Origin of the sequence: Streptomyces sp. NPDC057617 (assembly GCF_042800555.1) — a bacterium.
GTDB lineage: Bacteria > Actinomycetota > Actinomycetes > Streptomycetales > Streptomycetaceae > Streptomyces.
On the sequence record NZ_JBHVGV010000003.1, the window covers coordinates 233,630 to 253,712 of the forward strand.

Annotated in this window: 17 protein-coding genes; 7 read left to right on the top strand and 10 right to left on the bottom strand. The window is 72.5% G+C overall.

Annotated elements, in window-relative coordinates:
* Nucleotides 1-2: 2 nt before the first annotated feature.
* The 5 genes from efeB to ACFU9P_RS10010 all read right to left on the bottom strand — a co-directional run bounded on the left by efeB (nt 3) and on the right by ACFU9P_RS10010 (nt 5,910).
* Nucleotides 3-1,316, bottom strand: coding sequence for an iron uptake transporter deferrochelatase/peroxidase subunit (gene efeB / locus ACFU9P_RS09990; RefSeq protein WP_376379088.1), 1,314 nt, complete (start codon nt 1,314-1,316; stop codon nt 3-5).
* Between the two features lie 10 nt (nt 1,317-1,326).
* Entirely contained in the window at nt 1,327-2,472 is a 1,146-nt protein-coding gene (efeO, locus tag ACFU9P_RS09995) for an iron uptake system protein EfeO (RefSeq protein ID WP_376379085.1), read from the bottom strand.
* A gap of 260 nt (nt 2,473-2,732) precedes the next feature.
* Nucleotides 2,733-3,563, bottom strand: coding sequence for a heme ABC transporter ATP-binding protein (locus ACFU9P_RS10000; protein ID WP_376379083.1), 831 nt, complete (start codon nt 3,561-3,563; stop codon nt 2,733-2,735).
* Between the two features lie 198 nt (nt 3,564-3,761).
* Nucleotides 3,762-4,868, bottom strand: a complete 1,107-nt coding sequence (locus tag ACFU9P_RS10005) for a FecCD family ABC transporter permease (protein WP_384078513.1) — start codon at nt 4,866-4,868, stop codon at nt 3,762-3,764.
* Nucleotide 4,869: 1 nt separating this feature from the next.
* Nucleotides 4,870-5,910 carry a hemin ABC transporter substrate-binding protein gene (locus tag ACFU9P_RS10010; RefSeq protein WP_384078514.1) on the bottom strand — a complete coding sequence of 347 codons (1,041 nt, stop codon included), beginning with the start codon at nt 5,908-5,910 and terminating at the stop codon, nt 4,870-4,872.
* Between the two features lie 160 nt (nt 5,911-6,070).
* Between ACFU9P_RS10010 and ACFU9P_RS10015 the strand changes: the two genes are divergently transcribed.
* The 3 genes from ACFU9P_RS10015 (at nt 6,071) to ACFU9P_RS10025 (ending at nt 10,054) form a co-directional block, all read left to right on the top strand.
* Entirely contained in the window at nt 6,071-7,594 is a 1,524-nt protein-coding gene (locus ACFU9P_RS10015; RefSeq protein WP_384078515.1) for an HtaA domain-containing protein, read from the top strand.
* An 84-nt stretch (nt 7,595-7,678) separates the two neighbouring features.
* Nucleotides 7,679-9,283 carry an HtaA domain-containing protein gene (locus ACFU9P_RS10020; RefSeq protein ID WP_384078516.1) on the top strand — a complete coding sequence of 535 codons (1,605 nt, stop codon included), beginning with the start codon at nt 7,679-7,681 and terminating at the stop codon, nt 9,281-9,283.
* Between the two features lie 117 nt (nt 9,284-9,400).
* Complete coding sequence (locus ACFU9P_RS10025) at nt 9,401-10,054, top strand: PhzF family phenazine biosynthesis protein (RefSeq protein WP_384078517.1); 654 nt, start codon at nt 9,401-9,403, stop codon at nt 10,052-10,054.
* A gap of 54 nt (nt 10,055-10,108) precedes the next feature.
* Here the strand turns inward: ACFU9P_RS10025 and ACFU9P_RS10030 are convergent, their stop codons facing one another.
* The gene (locus ACFU9P_RS10030; protein ID WP_384078518.1) at nt 10,109-10,801 is read right to left on the bottom strand and encodes a heme oxygenase (biliverdin-producing); all 693 of its coding nucleotides are present in this window, start codon (nt 10,799-10,801) and stop codon (nt 10,109-10,111) included.
* Between the two features lie 184 nt (nt 10,802-10,985).
* Nucleotides 10,986-11,843: a type I methionyl aminopeptidase gene (gene map, locus ACFU9P_RS10035; protein ID WP_376379060.1), complete on the bottom strand. Its 858-nt coding sequence runs from the start codon at nt 11,841-11,843 to the stop codon at nt 10,986-10,988.
* A 58-nt stretch (nt 11,844-11,901) separates the two neighbouring features.
* Here map and ACFU9P_RS10040 point away from each other — a divergent pair, with 58 nt between their 5' ends.
* Nucleotides 11,902-12,132 carry a hypothetical protein gene (locus tag ACFU9P_RS10040; protein WP_376379057.1) on the top strand — a complete coding sequence of 77 codons (231 nt, stop codon included), beginning with the start codon at nt 11,902-11,904 and terminating at the stop codon, nt 12,130-12,132.
* Between the two features lie 190 nt (nt 12,133-12,322).
* Here the strand turns inward: ACFU9P_RS10040 and ACFU9P_RS10045 are convergent, their stop codons facing one another.
* Both ACFU9P_RS10045 and ACFU9P_RS10050 read right to left on the bottom strand, forming a co-directional pair.
* The gene (locus ACFU9P_RS10045; protein WP_384078918.1) at nt 12,323-13,597 is read right to left on the bottom strand and encodes an MFS transporter; all 1,275 of its coding nucleotides are present in this window, start codon (nt 13,595-13,597) and stop codon (nt 12,323-12,325) included.
* Between the two features lie 179 nt (nt 13,598-13,776).
* The gene (locus tag ACFU9P_RS10050; RefSeq protein ID WP_376379054.1) at nt 13,777-14,376 is read right to left on the bottom strand and encodes a hypothetical protein; all 600 of its coding nucleotides are present in this window, start codon (nt 14,374-14,376) and stop codon (nt 13,777-13,779) included.
* Between the two features lie 95 nt (nt 14,377-14,471).
* On the opposite strand from ACFU9P_RS10050, the gene npdG reads away from it, so the two are divergent.
* Together npdG and ACFU9P_RS10060 are read left to right on the top strand one after the other, a co-directional pair.
* Nucleotides 14,472-15,194 (top strand): NADPH-dependent F420 reductase, encoded by a 723-nt coding sequence (npdG, locus tag ACFU9P_RS10055; protein WP_384078519.1) that lies wholly within the window; start codon nt 14,472-14,474, stop codon nt 15,192-15,194.
* A 130-nt stretch (nt 15,195-15,324) separates the two neighbouring features.
* Nucleotides 15,325-15,531, top strand: a complete 207-nt coding sequence (locus tag ACFU9P_RS10060) for a hypothetical protein (protein ID WP_384078520.1) — start codon at nt 15,325-15,327, stop codon at nt 15,529-15,531.
* A gap of 43 nt (nt 15,532-15,574) precedes the next feature.
* On the opposite strand, the gene ACFU9P_RS10065 is transcribed toward ACFU9P_RS10060, so the two are convergent.
* Complete coding sequence (locus tag ACFU9P_RS10065) at nt 15,575-16,381, bottom strand: site-2 protease family protein (protein WP_376379045.1); 807 nt, start codon at nt 16,379-16,381, stop codon at nt 15,575-15,577.
* Nucleotides 16,382-16,586: 205 nt separating this feature from the next.
* Between ACFU9P_RS10065 and ACFU9P_RS10070 the strand changes: the two genes are divergently transcribed.
* Nucleotides 16,587-20,054, top strand: coding sequence for a BTAD domain-containing putative transcriptional regulator (locus ACFU9P_RS10070; protein ID WP_384078521.1), 3,468 nt, complete (start codon nt 16,587-16,589; stop codon nt 20,052-20,054).
* Nucleotides 20,055-20,083 lie beyond the last annotated feature (29 nt).

Consider the following 20,083-nt stretch of genomic DNA (forward strand, 5'->3'; position numbering starts at 1 on the left):
GATTAGGAGATCAGGGCCCGGCCCCACCAGTCGTCCTTGTCCCGGACGCCCGGCGGGATCGCGAAGACCGCTGAACCCACGTGCTGGATGTACTCGTTGAGCGCGTCGGAGCGCGCGAGAGACCGCTGTACGGGGATGAAGGCGTCGCGGATGTCCCGCTGGTACGCCAGGAAGAACAGCCCCGCGTCGAGCCGGCCCAGACCGTCCGTACCGTCCGTGAAGGAGTAGCCGCGCCGCAGCATCCGCGCCCCGTGGTGGGAGTCCGGGTGCGCCAGCCGTACATGCGAGGTCGGCAGCATCGCGCGCAGATCGGGCTTGTCGTGCTCGCGCGCCCTGCCGACCGCCGCGCCCTCGCCCTTGTCCCGGCCGAAGACGTCCTCCTGCTCCTGGAGGGACGTACGGTCCCAGGTCTCGATCCGCATCGAGATCCGGCGGGCAACCAGATACGAACCGCCCGCCATCCAGCCGGGACCGTCCTTCTCCGCCACCCACACATGCTTGTCGAGCGCGGCGGTGTCGGTGCCGGCGATGTTGTTGGTGCCGTCCTTGAAACCGAAGAGGTTACGGGGGGTCTGCGCGTCCGGCGTGGTCGACGAGGTCTTGCCGAAACCGAGCTGCGACCAGCGGACCGCGACCTTGCCGAAGCCGATCCTGGCCAGATTGCGGATCGCGTGCACGGCGACCTGGGGGTCGTCCGCGCAGGCCTGGACACAGAGATCGCCGCCACCGCGCGCCGGGTCGAGATTGTCGCCGGGGAACTTGGGGAGGTCGACGAGGGCGGCGGGGCGGCGGGCGGCGAGACCGAAGCGGTCCTCGGCGAAGAGGCCGGGGCCGACGCCCAGGGTCAGGGTGAGCCGGGACGGCTTCAGACCGAGGGCCTCGCCGGTGTCGTCGGGCGGGGCCTCGGGCAGCCCGCCGTACGCCCCCTCGCCCACCGCGTGCCCGGCGGTCATCCGCTCGGCGGCCCGCGTCCAGTCCTTCAGCAACTGGGCCAGTTCCGCACGGTCCTTGGTGGTCACGTCGAACGCGGCGAAGTGGAGCCGGTCCTGGACGGCGGTGGCGATCCCGGACTGGTGCGGACCGTGGAAGGGGACGGCCGCGCCGGTGTCGGCGGCGGGCGTCGCGGAGTCGCCGTCCCGGACGGCCGCGACCGCGCCCCCGGCGGCGACCGCGCCGAGGGCGAGGCCGGCACCGCCCCAGCCGAGGAGGGAGCGGCGGGACGGGCTCTTGTCCCTCTTGTCCTGACCGGTCCTGTCGACGGCCTGAGCGTCGCCCTTGTTCTGGGTGCTGTGCTGGTTCTGCGTGTCGTCCGTCATGGCGCGAGCCCTACTTGACGACGGCGGCGGCGAGCTTGGAGAGCGGTTCGGCCAGCGCGTTCACACCGTCCGACAGCTCCTTGCGCTGCGCCTTGCCGACCTTCTCGTACGAGGTGAAGTCGTACGAGTCCGGGGCGCCGCGGTACTTGTCGAGCAGCGTGTTCAGCGCGGCGAACTGCTTGTCCAGCTCGGTCACCAGCGCCGGGTCGTTCTTCGACGCGACCGGCTTGAGCAGCTCGTACGACTTCTGCGCGCCCTCCACATTGGCCTTGAAGTCGACCAGGTCGGTGTGGCTGTAGCGCTCCTCCTCGCCGGTGACCTTGCCCGCGGCGACCTCGTCGAGCAGTTCCTTGGCGCCGTTGGCCATGGAGGTCGGGGTGATCTCCGCCTTGCCGACGCGCTTCTGCCAGTCGGCGAGGTCCTTGTCGAGCGTGTCCGCGAGGGCCGTCGTGTCCGGGCCCAGCTTCTTGTCCTGCCAGAGCGCCTTCTCCAGACGGTGCCAGCCGGTCCACTCCTGGCCGGGCTCCAGACCGTCGGCGCGGACGTCGACCTTCGGGTCGATGTCGCCGAAGGACTCGGCGACCGGCTCGGTGCGCTCCCAGCCGATGCGCGAGGGGGCGTACGCCTTCTTCGCCGCCTCCAGATCACCGGCGCGCACGGCGTCGGTGAAGGCCTTGACCTTCGGCAGCGTCTCGTCGGCCTGCGTCTGGACGTACGTACGGTACGCGGCGACCGCGGCGTCCATCTCCGGGCTGCGCTTGACGGGCGTACCGCCGGTGGCCGTGACCTTCTGGCGGATGCCGTCGCCCTTCATCCCGGGCTTGCACACGATCTCGTACGAACCGGCCTTCACCTCGGCGGTGACCTTCGCCTTGGTGCCGGGGCCGATGTTCTCGCGCTCGGTGACGATGCGGTCGTCCGGGAAGAGGACATAGACCTCGGTGACCTTGGAGCCCTTGTTCTCGACGGCCAGTTCGACATGGCCGGCGGGGAACTCGTTCGTGGACAGCTCGCAGGCGTCGTCCTTCGCGGTCACCTCGACGGTGCCGGCGCCCGAGCCGGCCTTGGCGTCGCTCTTCTCGGCGCAGCCCGTGACGGCGGTCAGGGCGGCCACCGCGGTGACGGCGGTGACGACGGAGAGACGGGCAGGTCGCATGCGGGGCTCCACGGTGGCTGGAATGTGAGGTGACGATGGCCGGAGTGCGGAAGTCAGGCGGGCCTAACTTAACTGAGGCTTACCTGGGTGGTGCTCGTTAGTCCAGTGATTCAGCTCTCACTCTTCGTATGGGGTCCGGCGCGGATACGGAGAGGTCACGGGGGGCTTTTCGGTAGACCCGGGTTGAGTAAAGGGCGAGTCAAGTGGTCGGTTTCGGGGGCGGTGTGTTCCGGGGGGTGTTCCGGGATGGGGCACCGTTGTCACCGTTCTGGAATGACGAGAGGGACGCCCGTGCGGGGGTGCGGAAGCACTTCGACGGGCTGCCGGTAGACACGGCTCAGCAGTCCGGCGCCGAACACCTCGGCCGGCGGGCCCTCGGCCGCGACGCCCCCTTCGTGGAGTACGGCGGCCCGGTCCGCGTGCGCGGCGGCGAGCCCCAGATCGTGCAGGACGACCACGACGGCGTCGCCCGCAGCGGCCCGCTCCCGGCAGATCCGCAGCACCAGTTCCTGATGGCGCAGATCGAGCGCGGCGGTCGGTTCGTCGAGCAGCAGCAGCGGGGCGCGCTGGGCGAGGACCCGGGCGAGCGCGACACGGGCCCGTTCGCCGCCGGACAGCGCGGAGAAGGGGCGCGCGGCGAACCCGGCGACCTCGGTCGCCGCCATCGCCGCCGCTACGGCCGCCTCGTCCTCGTCCTCCAGAGGTGTTCCGGCCCAGGGCGCGCGGCCCATCCGTACGACCTCGGCGACCGGGAAGGGGAAGGAGAGCGTGGCGGCCTGGGGCAGTACGGCGCGGCGCAGGGCGAGTTCGGGTGCGGACCACTCGTGCGCGGGGCGGCCGTCGATCCGTACCTCGCCGCGGTCGGGCCGCAGATCCGCGGCCAGCGCGGCGAGCAGGGTCGACTTCCCGGCCCCGTTCGGCCCGACGAGCGCGAGCACCTCACCGGCACGCGCGACCAGCCCGACCCCGGCGAGCACCTCGCGCTGCCCGAGCCGGAGATGGAGGTCCCGGATTTCGGCGAGGGGGGCGCCGGCGGGGACGGGGGCGGGCAGGGAGCGACGACGCGCGGCGAAGAAAGTCTTGATGCTCATGCCCAACCGCCTTGCGTGCGGCGCGTTCTGCGCAGCAGCCAACTGTGCTTGCCCGGGGGACAACCCCCGGACCCCCAGCCGAGGGTCCGGCGCGTGTTCATGCCCAGCCTCCCTGTCGGCGGCGGGTTCTGCGCAGCAGCCAACTGTGCTTGCCCGGGGGACAACCCCCGGACCCCCGGCCGGGGGTGCGGCGCGTGCTCATGCCCAGCCTCCCTGTCGGCGGCGCGTTCTGCGCAGCAACCAGAAGAAGAACGGGCTGCCGAAGAGCGCGGTCAGGACGCCCAGGGGGAGTTCCGCCGGGGCCGCGACCGTACGGGCCGCCAGGTCGCCCGCGAGCAGCACCAGCGCGCCGCCGAGCGCGCTGCCCGGGACCAGGAAGCGATGTCCCGGACCGTTCGCCATGCGCAGCAGATGCGGTACGAGCAGCCCCATGAACGTGATGACCCCGGCCACCGCGACCGCCGCCGCCGTCAGCAGCGCCACCACCAGCACCAGCACAACACGCAGCCGCTCCACATCCACCCCGAGATGCCGGGCCGGCCGTTCACCGAGTGCGAGCAGGTCCAGCTTCCGTGCGTAGAAGGGCGCCACCGCCAGGCCCGCCACCGCGCACGGCAGCACCGCCAGCACCTTCGGCCAGGTCGCCTGCGCCAGCGAACCGAGCTGCCAGAAGGTGATCTGGGTGATCTGCGCGTTGTCGGCGAAGAAGATGAACAGCCCGATCAGCGCCCCGGCGAACGCGTTCACCGCGATGCCGGTGAGGATGAGCGTGATCACTTCCGTACGGCCGCCCGAGCGGGACAGCGCGTACACCAGCAGGACCGTCGCGAGCCCCGCGACGAACGCGCAGACCGTCACCGTCCAGTTGCCGAAGAAGCTCAGCCCCAGCGCGATCGAGGCCACCGCGCCGACCGCCGCGCCCGACGAGATCCCGATGACGCCCGGCTCGGCGAGGGGATTGCCGAACACGCCCTGCGTCAGCGCGCCCGCGCAGCCCAGCGAGGAGCCGACGAGCAGTGCGAGGACGACCCGGGGCAGCCGGACGTTCCACAGGACGCTCTCGCCGACGCGGTCGAGCGCGGTGCCGCCGAGCCCGGTGCGGTGCAGTACGGAGGAGAGGACATCGCCGAGCGGGATCCCGTACGCGCCGATCCCGGCGGAGAGCAGACAGAGCAGGACGAGGGCGGCGAGCAGCCCGCCGGTCAACAGGGCGGCGCGCGCGGGGGGTTGCTTTCTGCCTGCGCGCGGTGGCGCCGGAGCCGGGGTTTCCGGTGGTTGCGCGTGTACGGTCGGTGTCGCCGTCACCTCAACTCCCGCTCGGGTAGAGCTGCTCGACGATCGACCGCAGCACCTCGTCCGTACGCGGCCCGTAGTTCAGCAGCACCCCGTCGTCGACCGAGATCACCCTGCGGTCCATCCCCGCCGGTGTCTCCGCGACCCCCGGGATCTTGACCAGCCCGTCCAGCCCGCCCACGGACTCAAGTCCCTTGGTCATCACCAGGATCGCGTCCGGCGCGGCCTTGGCGAGTGCCTCACTGGTGATCGCGGTGAAGTCCTTCCGCAGCCCCGACTCCTTGCCCGCGTCCACCGCACCGGCCGCCTCCAGCAGGGAACTCGCCCCCGAGTCGGCGCCCCCGAGCAGATAGACCGAGGCCGAGCCGCGCAGATAGAGGAACGCGACACGTGGTTTCCGCTCGTCCTCGCGATGGCCTGCCTGCCGGCCCTCGCGCGCCGGAATGTCCTTCTGTACGGCGGCGATCCGCGCGGCCGTACGCTCCTTCAGCTCCGCGCCGGCCGCCTGTACCCCCAGCGCTCCGGCCACCGCGTCGATGCGGCGGGCGATGTCGGCGAGGCTCTTCGCCGGTTCGACGACCACGAGCGGAATGCCCGCGTCGCGAATCTGGCCGATGGCCTCGGCGGGGCCGGTGGTGGTGTCGGCGAGGACGAGGGTCGGTTCGAGCGACAGCACGCCCTCCGCCGAGACATCGTGCGCCCGGGTCACCACGGGCAGTTCCGCGGCCTGTTCGAAGGTGGCGGTGATGTCGCGGGCCACGACCCGGTCGCCGAGGCCGAGGGTGAAGACGATCTCGCTCAGTGAACCGGTCAGCGGGACGATCCGGTCGGCCGAAGTGACGGTGACGTCGCGGCCGTCCGCCGACTCGACGGTGACCGGGAGGGCGGGCCGGGGCGTACCGGCGAGGGGCTCGACCCGGTCGGCGGCCGCCGCCGCGGCCGTTGTACCGCCGTTGCCGTTGGCGCTGTTGTCGCTGCCACAGCCGGTCAGAGCCAAGGCGAAAACGAGGACGAGCGCAGAGGGGAGCGCACTCGTCAGGCGTGATCTGCGCACGGAGTGCACCGTCCTGTTCGTTCTGACTGTTGTTTCTCCCGGCGAATGTAGCTTAGGTTAGCCTTACCTTGCTTGCCCAGCCCCGGGTCGGCCGTATTCCGGTCTGGCCAGCCGTATTCCGGTCCGTTCGTGCAGTCCGTTCCTCTGCGGGAGTCACCCCATGCCGCCCTTCAGACCCGTGCGCCTCTGTCTCGCCCTGCTCCTGCTGGCGCTTCCGGTGGCCCTGCTGCCGGCCGCCGGCGCGCAGGCCGCGGACCGTACGGTGCGGGGCGGGCGGCTCGACTGGGGGATCAAGTCGTCGTTCCTGAGCTACATCACCGGGCCGATCGCGCAGGGAAGCTGGGCGCTCACCGGGGGCGCGGCGACGGTGGGCAGCGTGTTCCGGTTCCACTCGGCGAACGGTTCGTACGACCCGGAGACCGGCGCGTTCCGGGCCGGTTTCTCCGGCGGGGTGCGCTTCACCGGCCATCAGAAGGCGGACGGTACGTACGAGCTGGACCTCACGATCAGCCGTCCCGCCGTCCGTATATCCGGCGGCCGTGGCACGCTCCTCGCCGATATGACGAGCAGGGCGAAGGGCTCGGGCAAGCTCACCCGGTCCTCGCAGGTGCCGCTCGCCTCGCTCGATCTCTCGGGGATCGACATGCGGGGCGGCGGCAGTCCCGTAACCCTCAACAGCGTTCCGGCGACGCTCACTTCGCAGGGCGCCACCGCCTTCGCCGGGTACTACACGGCCGGTACGCCGCTCGATCCGGTGAGCCTGTCCGTGGATGTGGCGGCGGCGGAGAAGCCCGCGAGCCCGGCCACGAGCGAGCCGCCCGGGAGCCAGCAGCCGGGGAGCAAGCCGGCCGAGAGCACGTCACCCGGGAAGCAGGGCGAGGCCGCCGGGCGTTTCCGGTCCGCCGCCGTCGACTGGGGCGTGCGCCGGACCTACCGCGAGTACGTCACCGGCCCCATCGCGAAGGGACAGTGGACCCTGAGCGGCGGCGCCCAGGACGGCGGCGCGTTCTTCCGCTTCCCGCGCGGCACCGGCTCGTACGACGCCCGGAAGGGCACGCTCGACGCGGGCTTCGCGGGTACGGTCCGCTTCACCGGCACCGGCCTCGATCTGACGCTGACCCGGGTCGCCGTCCGGGTCGGAGGCGGCAAGGGCACGCTGTACGCCGATGTCACGGACGCGGCCGAGGGCAGTCCGCCGCGCAAGGGCGTGCCGCTCATCACCTTCGCGGCCAAGGACTTCACGCCGGAGAAGGGCCTCGCCGTACTCACCGAGGTGCCCGCGACCCTGACGCCCCAGGGCGCCACGGCCTTCGGCGACCTCTACGCGGCGGGTACGGCGATGGACCCGGTCTCACTCGCGGTCGCCGTCGACGGCAAGGCCCAACTGCCCGCCCTGCCCGATCTGGGCAGCGACGCCTCGGCCGGAGCGGAGCCGATGCCCACGGCCTCGGCCGCCGCCACGGACAGCCCCACCGCCCCCGTCGCGGAAGCCGCGGCCTCGCGGTCCTCGTCGTCCATCGGCGCGGGGGCGTACGCGGCGATCTGCGCGGGTGTCCTCGTCGTCGCGGGAGCCGCGGTCCTCGTGGTCCGTACGGCCCGGGCCCGCGGGCGCCACGACACGTCCGCGCCGGCGTCCGCTGCCGACACCGCGTCCGCCCCCACGTCCGCCTCCGACGAGAGCTGACCCCCCCCGCGCATCGCACGGGCGTCCCCGTGCACCCCCCGTACCACCACTCCACGTACCACACCATCGAGGAGAACACCGCCCATGGCAGCCATACGCCGCCCCATCACCCTCGCCGCCGCCATCGCGACGGCCGCCGCCCTCGGCGCATCCGCCTTCGCGCTTCCGGCCCTCGCCGCAGGCGCCCCCGCCACCGCCCCCGAAGGCAGACCCGTGGCTGCACCGGCCGCACTCGCCGCCGCGCCGGTGCTCGAACTCAAGGACGGCACCCTGGAATGGGGGCTGAAGGAGTCCTTCCGCAGGTACGTCACGGGCATCGCCGGGGGCACCGTCACCGCCGCCGACGGTGCCACCCAGGCCGCGGGCAACGGCCCCTTCACCTTCACCAACGGCACCGGCACCTATGACCCGGCGACGCACAATGTGACCACGGACTTCGACGGCAGCGTCCGGTTCGTCTCCACGGCCCACGGCTTCGACATCAGCATCGCCGATGTGAAGTTCGTGACGGAGGGTACGGGCGGGGCGATCGAGGCGGATGTCAGCCTCAACGGCGCGACGCAGAACGACATCGCGCTCGCCTCGATCGATCTGGCGGGCATCCGGCCGGAGACCGGGAACGGCTCGATGGTCTTCAAGGACATCCCGGCCAAGCTGACGGCGGACGGTGCGAAGGCGTTCAACGGGATGTACGCGGAGGGCACGGAACTGGACAAGGCGACACTCGGCGTCTCGTACTCCACCTCCACACCGCCGCCGAGCCCCACGCCCACGCCTACGCCCACCCCGACCCCGACGCCTTCGGTGACGCCGCCCACCGAGCCGCCGACCGGTGAGCCCACCCCCTCGCCGACCGCCACCGCCCCCGAGGACCCGGCGGCCGAGGACGGCGCGATCGTCGACGGCAATCTGGACTGGGGAGTCAAGGAGTCCTTCCGCTCGTACGTCACGGGCCCGATCGCGCACGGCAAGGTCGAACTCGGCGACGGCGCGGCGCAGTCGGGGCCGGCGTACCGCTTCCCCGAGGGCACCGGCTCCTTCGACGCGGACGCGGGGACCCTGTCCGCGGCCTTCGGCGGTACGGTCCGCTTCCTCGGGCACGAGGAGGACGGCGCGTACGTACTCGACCTCAAGATCGGCGGGCTGCGGGTGGAGGTGGCAGACGGCAAGGGCACGCTCGTCGCGGACGTCAGCACCAAGGACCGCGAGACGCACGAGGTCGCCACGTACCAGGACTTGAGCCTCGCGGCGCTGGACCTCCCGGCGGGCGCGCTGACGGCCGAGGACGGTGTCGTGACCCTGGACGCGGTCCCGGCGACGCTCACGGCGGACGGTACGAAGGCCTTCGGCGGCATGTACCCGGCGGGCACGGCGCTCGACCCGCTGACGGTCGCCGTGTCGCTGGACGAGGACGCGAACCTGCCGGGCGGTACGGGCGGTTCGGACGGCGGTACGGATGGCACGGGCGGCTCCGACGGTGGTACGGGCGGCACGGCCGGGTCCGGCACCGCGGGCGGTTCGGGAACGGCCGGCGGCGGTACGGTCGGCGGCCCCGGCTCCCTCGCCTCCACCGGCTCCGACCTCCCGACGGGCGCCCTGCTCACCGCCGCCGCCGCGATCGCCGCGGCCGGAGCTGCGGCGGTCTTCGCGGCGAGGCTCCGCCGTACGGAGCTGGAGGAGCCGGCGTAACGCGTGAGAACGGACCGAGCGGGGCCGTACGACCGCGAGGAGCGGCCGGTACGGCCCCACTCGCGTGCCCTGCCCGCCCGATTCGGCGCGCCCGGGCCGTGGTGCTTGAATGCGCGGGTGACTGACATCGACGTACTCAGCGTCTTCTGCGCGGCCGACGGGCGGTACGGCAATACGCTCGGCGTCGTCCGCGACGGGCGCCGGCACCCCGACCAGGCGGGGCGGCAGGCGCTCGCGGCCCGGCTCGGATACAGCGAGACCGTGTTCGTCGACGACCCGGAGCGCGGGGTGGTCGACATCTACACCCCTGGGCTGCGCCTCCCGTTCGCCGGGCATCCGCTCGTCGGCGCGGCCTGGCTGCTCGATCTGGAGACCGTGAACCCGCCCGCGGGCGAGGTATGGGTGCGTCAGGACGGCGAATTCACCTGGATCACCGCCCGCCCCGAGTGGGCCCCGCCGCGTACGCTCCGGCGGTACGCGACCGTCGCCGAGGTCGACGCGCTGCCCGCCCCGCCGCCCGGCGAGGGCGGGCTCTACGCCTGGGCCTGGGAGGACGAGGCGGCGGGCCGGGTCAGGGCCCGCGCGTTCCCCCGGCGCGACGACGGCATCGCGGAGGACGAGGCGACCGGCGCGGCGGCCCTGCTGCTCACCGCGGAACTGGGCCGCGCCCTGAACATCATCCAGGGCCGGGGCTCTCAGCTGATCACCGCGCCCGGCCCGGACGGCACGATCGAAATGGGCGGCCGCGTAAGGCTGCTGACGGCGCCCTAGCCACTGCTGACGGCGCACCAGCGGCCCGTACCGGCCTGCGTGCCCCCGTTTCGCTCAGGCCGTCAGCGGGAAGTGCGCGCCCAGTTCACGGAACACCGCCCCGTTGAAGTCGAACGCCCGCTTGCACTCGTCGATGATCCGCTGCTTCTCCAAGTCGTCCACCGCCACCCCGTCCAGCAGCTCCCGGTAACCCCGCTTGAACGCCGCCGGGTTGGGGATCCCCTCGAAGACATAGAACCGGACGCCGTCGCCCTTGCGCGAGAAGCCCCACGTCTTCTCCGCCTTGTCGCGGATGATCTGGCCGCCGGAGAGATCGCCGAGATAGCGCGTGTAGTGGTGCGCCACATACCCGCCCGGCCAGGTGCGCGCGCACTCCTCGACCCGCGCGGCGTACGCGGCCGTCGCGGGCAGCGGCTCCAGCCCCTCCCGCCACCGCTCCCCCCGCAGATGCGCCAGGTCCCGCTCCAGCTCCGGCGTACGCGCCAGCTCCGGCTGGATGAAGGGCCCGGCCACCGGGTCCGTTCTGAGCGTGTCCATGGCGCCTTCCAGCGCTCTGTAGACGAACCAGAGCTGCTCCGTATAGCGCGTGAAGGCATCCACACCGAGCCGCCCGCCCAGCAGATCGCTCATGAAGGCGGAGGTCTCCGCCGCGGTGTGCTGTTCGTGCGAGGCGACCCGGATGAGCGTCGAGAACGGCGTGGGGGGAGGCGTGGGGAAGGGCGTGGCGGTGGCGGCGGTTGCGTCCAAGGCGGGCCTCCGGAGGCGAGAGGGGACGGAACGGAAGGGAAACAGGCGGATTCCGACGGCGGCGGCAGCCCACGGGCAGCCGTCACGGCGTTACCGCGATACTCTTACTTAGGCTTACCTAAGTCAACTGGTTCCCGACGTCCTGTCGGTAAAAACGCTACCCCGCGTCAGCCGCGCGGCAACCTCACGGAAGAGTGAGAATCTCCGCCCCCGTATCCGTCACCACCAGCGTGTGTTCGAATTGCGCGGTCCGTTTCCTGTCCTTTGTGACCACGGTCCAGCCGTCGTCCCACATGTCGTGCTCGTACGTGCCCAGCGTCAGCATCGGCTCGATGGTGAAGGTCATGCCCCGCTCGATGACGGTGGTGGCGTGCGGGCTGTCGTAGTGCGGGACGATCAGCCCGGAGTGGAAGGACGAGTTGATCCCGTGCCCGGTGAAGTCCCTGACGACTCCGTACCCGAACCGCTGGGCGTACGACTCGATGACCCGCCCGATCACATTGAGCCGCCGCCCGGGCCGTACCGCCTTGATCGCACGGTTCAGCGCCTCACGGGTCCGCTCCACCAGGAGCCTCGACTCCTCGTCCACATCGCCGCAGAAATAGGTCGCGTTGTTGTCGCCGTGGACGCCGTTGATGTACGCGGTGACGTCCAGGTTCACGATGTCCCCGTCACGGAGCACCGTGGAGTCGGGGATCCCGTGGCAGATCACTTCATTGACGGAGGTGCAGAGCGACTTGGGGAATCCGCGGTAGCCGAGCGTGGACGGATAGGCGCCGTGGTCGCACATGAACTCGTGCGCGACCCGGTCCAGTTCGTCCGTGGTCACGCCGGGCGCGATGTGCTTGGCGGCCTCCTCCATCGCCTGCGCGGCGATACGGCCCGCGATCCGCATCAGCTCGATCGTTTCGTCGGTCTGCACCTCGGGCCCGTTGTACGGGGCGGGCGCGGGCTTCCCGACGTACTCGGGGCGCCGGATTCTTCCGGGTACGGAACGGAGGGGGGAGATCTCCCCCGGTACGAGCAGTGACTGGCCAGACATGCCAGCGAGTCTAACCAGCGGGTGTGGGGCAGCATGGCGGGAGAGGAAGGAGCCGACGATGGCCCTGTTCAAGAAGCGCACGGCCGGCAAACCCGGCGAGTGGTACTACTGCCTCCGCCACCGGACGGTGGAAGAGGGCCCCCAGTGCCGCGCGGCGGACCGGTTCGGTCCGTATCCGACGCCGGAGGAGGCATCGCAGGCGATGTCCATCGCGCAGGAGCGCAATCTGGAGTGGGAGACGGACCCGAAGTGGCACGACAAGCAGGGAGACGCCGCTTCCGACGACTGACCGGCGCGCGGTGCGGTCCGGTGGTGCCGGTGCACGGATCACCCGGGTCCGTCCGGTGCCGGTTCGTCCTCAAGCGCCGGACGGGCTTGGTTCTGCTCGGCGACGCCGGGTGCGGGCAGCTCCAGCCCGTCCGGCGTTTGAGGACGGAACCGCCGGCCCCGGTGCCGGGTGCTCGGGCGGGCCCGGGACATCAGGCCGCGGCCGCCGCTTCCTTCGCGGCGCGGCGCCGCACCGCGTCCTCGTCCGTCGTCGCGTCGTACGTCAGGAGCTTCGGCAGGACCGCCGCCAGCAGCCCCACCGAGGCCACGCACGCCAGGCCGCCGCTCCAGATCGCGGGGCGCGTCCCCGTCCAGCCCGCCATCGTGCCCGCGCGTACCTGCCCGAGCTGCGGTCCCACGCTGTACGAGAGCACCTCGATCCCCGCGAGCCGGCCGCGCAGCTCCTCCGGGATCGTCTGGTTCCAGATCGTCGCGCGGCCCAGACCGCTGAGCATGTCGCCCGCGCCCGCGAACGCCAGGCACACCAGCACCACCCAGATGTTTGAGAACCACCCCGCGGCCGTGATCGCCAGCCCCCACGCCGCCGCGCCGAACACCACGAACAGCCCGTGCCGCCGCACCCGCGAGGTCCAGCCGCTGGTCAGCCCGAGCACCGCCGACCCGGCCGACCCGGCCGCGTACATCAGCCCCAGCGCCCACTCGGCGTTCAGATCGTCCGCGAGGAACGGGAAGACCGAGTTCGGGAACGCGAAGAACATCGCGGCCAGATCGATCGCGTACGTCCCCAGCAGCACGGGCCTGCTCCAGGCATACCGCGCACCCTCGGCGATGCCCCGCAGGGACGGTTTCTCCGCGTCATGCGCGGCGGGTGCCGCCGACAGCCGCGTGCAGAGCAGTACGGAGGCGAGGAAGCCCATGACGGTGGCGCCGTACGCGGCGGCGTGACCGGCGTACGCGACGACGACCCCCGCCAGCGAAGGCCCCACGATCGAGCCGGCCTGCCAGCGCAGGCCGTTGAGCGCGGCCGCGGCGGTGAGCTGGTCGTGCGGCACGATCCGGGCCAGCATCGAGTCCAGCGCCGGGCGCTGGAGGCCCACCAGCGCGGACACACCGCCCGCGACGAGATAGAGGGGCCACAGCATCGGCCGTGGCAGCAGCGCGTTCAGCAGCAGGACGACGGCCAGCAGCCCGAGCCCGGCCTCGGTGAGCAGGATGACCTTGCGCCGGTCGACGGCATCGGCGAGGGCGCCGCCGTACAGCCCGAAGACGACCAGGGGCACGAGTTCCACCGCGCCCATCACGCCGACGGCGAACGGTGAACCGGTCAGGTCCTTGATCTGGAGCGGCAGCGCGATCAGCGCCATGAAACTGCCGATGGTGGTCACCAGCCCCTGCACCCAGAGCAACCGGAAGTCCCGGGACGAACGCAGGGGTGAGAGATCCGGCAGGATCGCGCTGAGCTTCATGGCCACGAGGGGCCATGTTCGGCGCCGGCAGCCGGACCGGGCAACCGGATTTACGGGGCGACGGTGCGCGAAATCCGTGGTGTGGGCGCATATCGAGCCCGTCGGGTGTTTGAGGACACAGTGCACTGAGCCGGTCCGGCGTTTGAGGACACAGCACAGCAAGCCCGTCCGGCGGGACGTCACCAGCGGGACGGCGGTGGGGCCGTCAGGTGGTCGGTCAGGCGGGAGAGGCGGTCGCGGAAACGGCGGCGGCCCCGGGTCGGCGGAAGCGCGTTCTCGCCGGCCGCCGCGCTCACCAGGTGCTGCACCGTGTCGAGGTCCACACCGTCCCCGTCGGCCGCCAGCGCCTCATGCGCGAGCCCGCTCAGCTCCGTGTCCCCGTCGCCCAGCGACAGCACCATCGCCCCGGCGCGCCTCGCACCGTACACCCGTTCGAGAAGCCTGGAGCCCGGCTGCTTCGGCGCCACGACCAGCAGCGTCTCGCCCCGCCCCGCCGCTTCGAGCCGGCCAAGACCGACGGCGAGGTGCGCCGGGTCGCCGGGCCGCACCTGGTGCCGTACGAGCGTGGGGTTCAGCTCCGGCTGTCCCGACCACGCCGCCTCGTCCACGAGATGCGCCGCCAGGTGCCACGGCTCGTACTCCTCCGTACCGACCAGCAGCAGCCCGCCCCCCTGCGGTACGACGGACGAGCGCAGGGCCCCGGCGAACCGGCGGGTCGCGGCCGGCCACTCCGTACCCGCGAGGACTTCACGCAGCAGTGCGACGCGTACGGCATCCATGGGCCCGCATCCTGCCGCAGCGCGGGGCGCCGGGAGAGGCGATGGCCGACGGCTCACCCGAACGGGATCCCGTACCGCCCAGTAGGGTCGGTTCCATGACTTCAACCGACAGTGGCTCCACCCCCAAGCCCCCCGCCCGGGACCCCTGGGACCTCCCCGATGTCTCCGGGCTCGTCGTCGGCGTCCTCGGCGGCACCGGCGACCAGGGGCGCGGCCTCGCCTACCGGCTGGCCAGGGCCGGACAGAAAGTGATCATCGGATCCCGGGTGGCCGAACGCGCCGAGACGGCCGCCGCCGGGCTCGCCGACATGGGGGTCGAAGGGGTCGAGGGGCTGGACAACGCGGCGTGCGCCCGGGCCAGCGATGTGGTGATCGTCGCGGTGCCGTGGGAGGGGCATGCCAAGACCCTGGAGTCCCTCAAGGACGCGCTGGCGGGGAAACTGGTCATCGACTGCGTCAACCCGATCGGTTTCGACAAGAAGGGCGCGTACGCGATCACTCCCGAGGAAGGCAGCGCGGCCGAGCAGGCCGTCGCGCTGCTCCCGGAGTCCCGGGTGACCGCCGCGTTCCACCATCTGTCCGCCGTACTGCTCCAGGATCCGTCCGTGGAGCGGATCGACACCGATGTGATGGTGCTGGGCGAGGTACGGGCGGACACGGACCTCGTACAGGCGCTGGCGGCCCGTATCCCGGGCATGCGCGGCATTTTCGCGGGCCGGCTGCGCAACGCGCACCAGGTGGAGTCGCTGGTGGCCAACCTGATCTCGGTCAACCGCCGTTACAAGGCACACGCCGGACTGCGCGTGACGGACATCTGACCCGCCGCCCCCTGGCGTCCCCGGCCCGCCGCCCCACCGGCGGCCGGGCGCGCGCCGGGCATGGGGGACACTGGACGGCGCACCCGGAAAGTCCCAGGCCCGCCCAGGAATCCCGACAGGAGCCGCCTCCATGCCCCGCCTCGCCCTCTACGCCATCACCGTCTGCGCCCTGGCCGCCATCGCGGCGGTGGTCTCCTTCGTCCAGGGCAACTGGCTCGGCGTCGTCTGGATCCTGCTCGCCGGACTCTCCTCCAACATGGCCTGGTACTACCTGCGCCGGGCCAGGCTGGAACGCGCCCAGCAGTCCCCGAGGCAGTCCCCGAGCACCACGAGCTGATCGCCGCCCGGGAGTTGGCCTCTGCCCAGGAGTCGGCCTCCTGCTAGGAGTTGGCCGGGCCGCAGATGAACTCGTCGCGGGACTCCCAGAACGTGAAGAAGTTCCGCCCGCAGTAGGTGTCCAGGTCGGTCACGCCGAGGGCCCGCAGCACCGCGTCTATCGCGTCGAAGAAGACCGTGTTCACGCCGGGGATCAGGATGATCACAAAGACGGCGAGCAGTCCGAACGGCGCGTACGGCTCGACCTGGCGGCGGATCCGGTACGACAGCCACGGCTCGATCACCCCGTACCCGTCCAGGCCCGGCACCGGCAGGAAGTTCAGGATCGCCGCCGTGACCTGGAGAAGGGCGAGGAAACCGAGCGCGTAGCGGAAGCCCGTCGGGACGCCCGAGAGCGCGCCGAGCCAGAAGGGGGCGGTGCAGACGATCGCGAACAGTACGTTCGTGAGCGGGCCCGCCGCCGAGATCAGGCTGTGCTTCCAGCGGCCCTGGATACGGTTCCGCTCGATGAAGACCGCGCCGCCCGGCAGACCGATACCGCCCATGATCACAAAGATCACCGGCAGCACGATGCTGAGCATGCCATGGGTGTATTTGAGCGGATTGAGGGTGAGATAGCCCTTCGCGCCGATCGAGATGTCCCCGCCGTGCAGCGCGGTGCGGGCGTGCGCGTACTCGTGCAGACAGAGCGAGACGACCCAGGCGCCGGTGACGAACAGGAAGACGGCGATCCGGATGTCCGCGGCGAAGTCCGTCCAGGTGGCCCAGGCCGCGACGGCCGTGATGGCGGCGATGCCCAGGAAGACGGGGGAGATCCGCCGGTCGCCGGCGCGGGTGGTGGCGGTGGTCATGGGTAGCGCTCCCCGGGAGGGTGAGGTGGGCGATCGGGCCTGCCCGACCGTATAGCCGCCGTGCTTGCCGCGTCGAAAACGTTTAACGGGCCGGTCCGAGTTCCGGTCCGCGGCCCGTTCCGTTCCGGTCTGGCGGTCGGGGCTCACGGCGCCGGACGTGGGACGCGGGGCGGCCGGTCCCGCGGGCGTCGCGGACAATGGGCGGATGCGCTACCGCCTTCTCGGCACCACCCGGGCCCTGCACGACGACGGCACGCCCGTCGCGCTCGGCGGGGCGCGGCTGCGTGCGCTGCTGACGGTTCTCGCGCTGCGGCCCGGCCGTACGGTCCCGGTCGGGGAGCTGGTCGCCGGCGTCTGGGACGGCGATCCGCCCGCCGACGCGGTGGGTGCGCTCCAGGCCCTCGTCGGGCGGCTGCGGCGGGCGCTCGGGCCCGCCGCGGTGTCCTCGGCGGACGGCGGATACGGGCTGTGCGCGGACGAGGACGATGTGGACCTCCACCGGTTCGGCCGGCTGGCCGCGGAGGGGGCGCGGGCCCTGGGCGAGGGCGACGCGGCCAAGGCGGCGGGCCTCCTCGACGACGCGCTCGCGCTCTGGCGCGGTCCGGCGCTGGCCGATCTGCCCGGCCGTACGGGGGCGCCCGAGGCGGCCCGCTGGGAGATCCGCCGGCTGGAGGCCCGCAGGACCCGGCTCGCGGCGGCGCTCGCGCTGGGGCGCGCGGAGGAGGCGCTGCCCGAACTGGTCGCGCTCTGCGGTGAGTTCCCCCTCGACGAACCCCTCCAGGCCCTCCGTATCCGCGCGTTGCGCGACGCGGGCCGGGCGGCGGAGGCACTGGCGGCGTACGAGGACGTACGCCGCGCCCTCGTGGACCGTCTCGGTACGGGCCCGGGGCCGGAACTCCGCGCGCTGTACGGGGAGTTGCTGCACGCGGACGGTTCCGGCGGTACGGGGTACGAGGAGGCGCCCCGCGGTGCCGTGCCCCGCAGCGTCGTGTCTCGCGATGCCGCGCCCCGCGGCGCTGTGCCGGGCAGGGCGCCTCGCGGTGCCGTGCCGGGCGGTGCCGTGCCGGGCAACCTGCGGGCGCGGCTGACCAGTTTCGTCGGGCGCGAGGCGGACATCGAGGCCATCCGTGACGACCTCGGGCGGGCCCGGCTGGTGACGCTCCTGGGGCCCGGCGGGGCGGGCAAGACCCGGCTCTCGCAGGAGGCCGCCGAGCGGATGGCCGAGGACTGGCCCGACGGCGTATGGCTCGCCGAACTCGCGCCCGTGACCGACCCGGAGACCGTGCCCGAGGCCGTACTGACCGCGCTCGGGGCGCGCGAGACCGTACTGCGCGGGGCGGGTGGCGAGGAGCTGCGGGCCGGCGACCGGCAGGCCGGCGATCCCCTCGTACGCCTCGCCGAACACTGTGCGCGCCGCCGCATGCTGCTCCTGCTCGACAACTGCGAGCATGTCGTCGGGGCCGCCGCCGCCCTCGCGGAGGAACTCCTCGCCCGTTGCCCGGACCTGACCGTGCTGGCGACGAGCCGGGAGCCGTTGGGGGTGTGGGGTGAGGTCGTGCGTCCGGTGGAGCCGCTGCCGCCGGATCCGGCGTTCCGGCTGTTCGCCGAACGGGGCCGCGCGGTGCGTCCGGGGTTTGTGGCGGATGAGGACGCGGGTGCGGTGGGGGAGATCTGCCGGCGGCTGGACGGTCTGCCGCTGGCGATCGAGCTGGCGGCGGCACGGCTGCGGATGCTGTCGCCCCGGCAGATCGCGGACCGCTTGGACGACCGTTTCCGGCTGCTGACCAGCGGGAGCAGGACCGTACTGCCCCGTCAGCAGACCCTCCGGGCGGTCGTCGACTGGTCCTGGGACCTGCTGGACGAGCGGGAGCGCGCGGTGCTCCGCCGCCTGTCGGTCTTCGCGGGCGGCTGCGCGCTGCCGGCGGCGGAGTTCGTCTGCGCGACGGATGACGAGCCGGGGCCGGGCGGCGCCGAGCACGCTGCCCACAGCCCTGTCGCCGCCCGGGACGTCGCCGGGATCCTCGGGGCGCTCATCGACAAGTCCCTGGTCGTCGCCGCGCCCTCGGCCGACGGCGGGATGCGGTACCGGCTGCTGGAGACCGTCGGCGAGTACGCCGCCGAGCGGCTCGACGAGGCCGGGGAGCGCGGCGCCGTCGAGCGGCGGCACCTGGTCCACTACCGGGAACTGGCCCGCACCACCGATCCGTTGCTCCGCGGGCCCCGGCAGCGGAGCGGGATGGCCCTGCTGCAACGGGAGTACGAGAATCTGCGCACCGCCCTGCGCCGCGCGCATGCCGCGGGCGACGAGCAGGAGATGCTCTGTCTTGTCCTCTCCCTCGGCTGGTTCTGGCAGATGCTCGATCTGCGCGCCGACACACGGCAGTGGGCCAGGGCCGCCGCGCGGCTCGGGCCCGATCCGTTCGAGCCGCCCGTCGCGCCCGCCCCGCCGATTCCGGCGCGGTGCACGGACGCGCCCCCGCCCATGGCCCCCGACATGCTCCAGGAGGCGCGGCGCGAGGTACGGCTGATCGAGATCGTCAGCATGGACCACGACGCCGAGGACTGGACCACCCCCGAACGGCTCGCCCTGCTGGAGCGGGCCGCCACCGTCTACCGGCCCGGTCTGCCGCAGGCCTGCCGGTTCCCCGGCACCCTGGCCTTCTTCCCCGTCATTCTCACCGGCGACACCGACCGGCTGCGCCGAGTGCTGAACGAGACCGTACGGGCCTGTGAGGCCTTCGGTTACGAATGGGAGCTGGCCGCCGCGCTCCACGTACGGGCCAGCATCCTGGCCAATCGCAGAGCCTGGGCGGGCGACGCGAGCCGTGACGCCGACCGCAGCCTGGCCATCTACGACCGGCTCGGCGACGCTTGGGGCGCGGCCGAGGCGCTGTCCGCCCGGGGCGAGGCGAGGGACAAGCGCGGTGAGTACGCACTCGCCGCCGAGGACTACACGGCGGCCATCCGCCATGCGGAAAGCCTCGGCGCCCAGAGCCAGGTCAGCCTGCTCCGGTCCCGTCTCGCGGCCACGCTGTTCGAGACGGGCCGCGGCGAGGAGGGCGAGCGCATCCTCCGCGAGGTGCTGGCCGAGGGCCTGGAAACGGCATACGAGGCGATGCCGGCCGCCCGGCTCTTCCTCGCGCTCTGGCTGGGCCGTACCGGACGTGTCGCCGAGGCGCGGGAGCAACTGACGCTGCTGCTCGAAGTGTTCCGCTCGCGCACCCTGCGCATCTTCGAAGGGTTCGTGAAGGGCGCCTTCGCCTACCTGGACTGTACGGAGGGCAACTGGGTGCGGGCGCTTGAGGCGTCCCGCGACGCCGTGGAGACCTCGCTGACACCGCTCTCGCGGATGGTCGCGCCGGAGATGGCCGCGGTCCATCTGCTCACGGCCGCCTGGGCACTGGGCGGCCTGGGCGGCGAGGACGTACGCCAGGGCCGGGGGACGGAGCGGGCCCGTGACGGCGCCCGGCTGCTCGGCGCGTACGAAGGGCTGCTGCCCCAGGGGCACTTCAGGAACTCCACCGAACGGGAGCTTCTGACGCACGCGTGGGCGAGCGTCGACGCTGTCCTCGGCGACACCGCCGCCGCGGAGGCCCGGGCCGAGGGCGTCGGCCTCACCGTGGAGGAGGCCGTCGCCCTCGTACGGACCGTGACGCCCGAGCGCACCGCCTGAGCCGGCGCGGACCGCCTGAGCCGGCGCGG

What these genes read in the sequence shown, in the direction of transcription:
- ACFU9P_RS10040 (WP_376379057.1), top strand. Translation starts at nt 11,902, where the DNA reads ATGGCCCTGTTCAAGAAGCGCACGGCCGGCAAACCCGGCGAGTGGTAC.
- ACFU9P_RS10020 (WP_384078516.1), top strand. Translation starts at nt 7,679, where the DNA reads ATGGCAGCCATACGCCGCCCCATCACCCTCGCCGCCGCCATCGCGACG.
- ACFU9P_RS10060 (WP_384078520.1), top strand. Translation starts at nt 15,325, where the DNA reads ATGCCCCGCCTCGCCCTCTACGCCATCACCGTCTGCGCCCTGGCCGCC.
- ACFU9P_RS10065 (WP_376379045.1), bottom strand. Translation starts at nt 16,381, where the DNA reads ATGACCACCGCCACCACCCGCGCCGGCGACCGGCGGATCTCCCCCGTC.
- ACFU9P_RS10050 (WP_376379054.1), bottom strand. Translation starts at nt 14,376, where the DNA reads ATGGATGCCGTACGCGTCGCACTGCTGCGTGAAGTCCTCGCGGGTACG.
- efeB (WP_376379088.1), bottom strand. Translation starts at nt 1,316, where the DNA reads ATGACGGACGACACGCAGAACCAGCACAGCACCCAGAACAAGGGCGAC.
- efeO (WP_376379085.1), bottom strand. Translation starts at nt 2,472, where the DNA reads ATGCGACCTGCCCGTCTCTCCGTCGTCACCGCCGTCACCGCGGTGGCC.
- ACFU9P_RS10045 (WP_384078918.1), bottom strand. Translation starts at nt 13,597, where the DNA reads ATGAAGCTCAGCGCGATCCTGCCGGATCTCTCACCCCTGCGTTCGTCC.
- npdG (WP_384078519.1), top strand. Translation starts at nt 14,472, where the DNA reads ATGACTTCAACCGACAGTGGCTCCACCCCCAAGCCCCCCGCCCGGGAC.
- ACFU9P_RS10070 (WP_384078521.1), top strand. Translation starts at nt 16,587, where the DNA reads ATGCGCTACCGCCTTCTCGGCACCACCCGGGCCCTGCACGACGACGGC.
- ACFU9P_RS10015 (WP_384078515.1), top strand. Translation starts at nt 6,071, where the DNA reads ATGCCGCCCTTCAGACCCGTGCGCCTCTGTCTCGCCCTGCTCCTGCTG.
- ACFU9P_RS10000 (WP_376379083.1), bottom strand. Translation starts at nt 3,563, where the DNA reads ATGAGCATCAAGACTTTCTTCGCCGCGCGTCGTCGCTCCCTGCCCGCC.
- map (WP_376379060.1), bottom strand. Translation starts at nt 11,843, where the DNA reads ATGTCTGGCCAGTCACTGCTCGTACCGGGGGAGATCTCCCCCCTCCGT.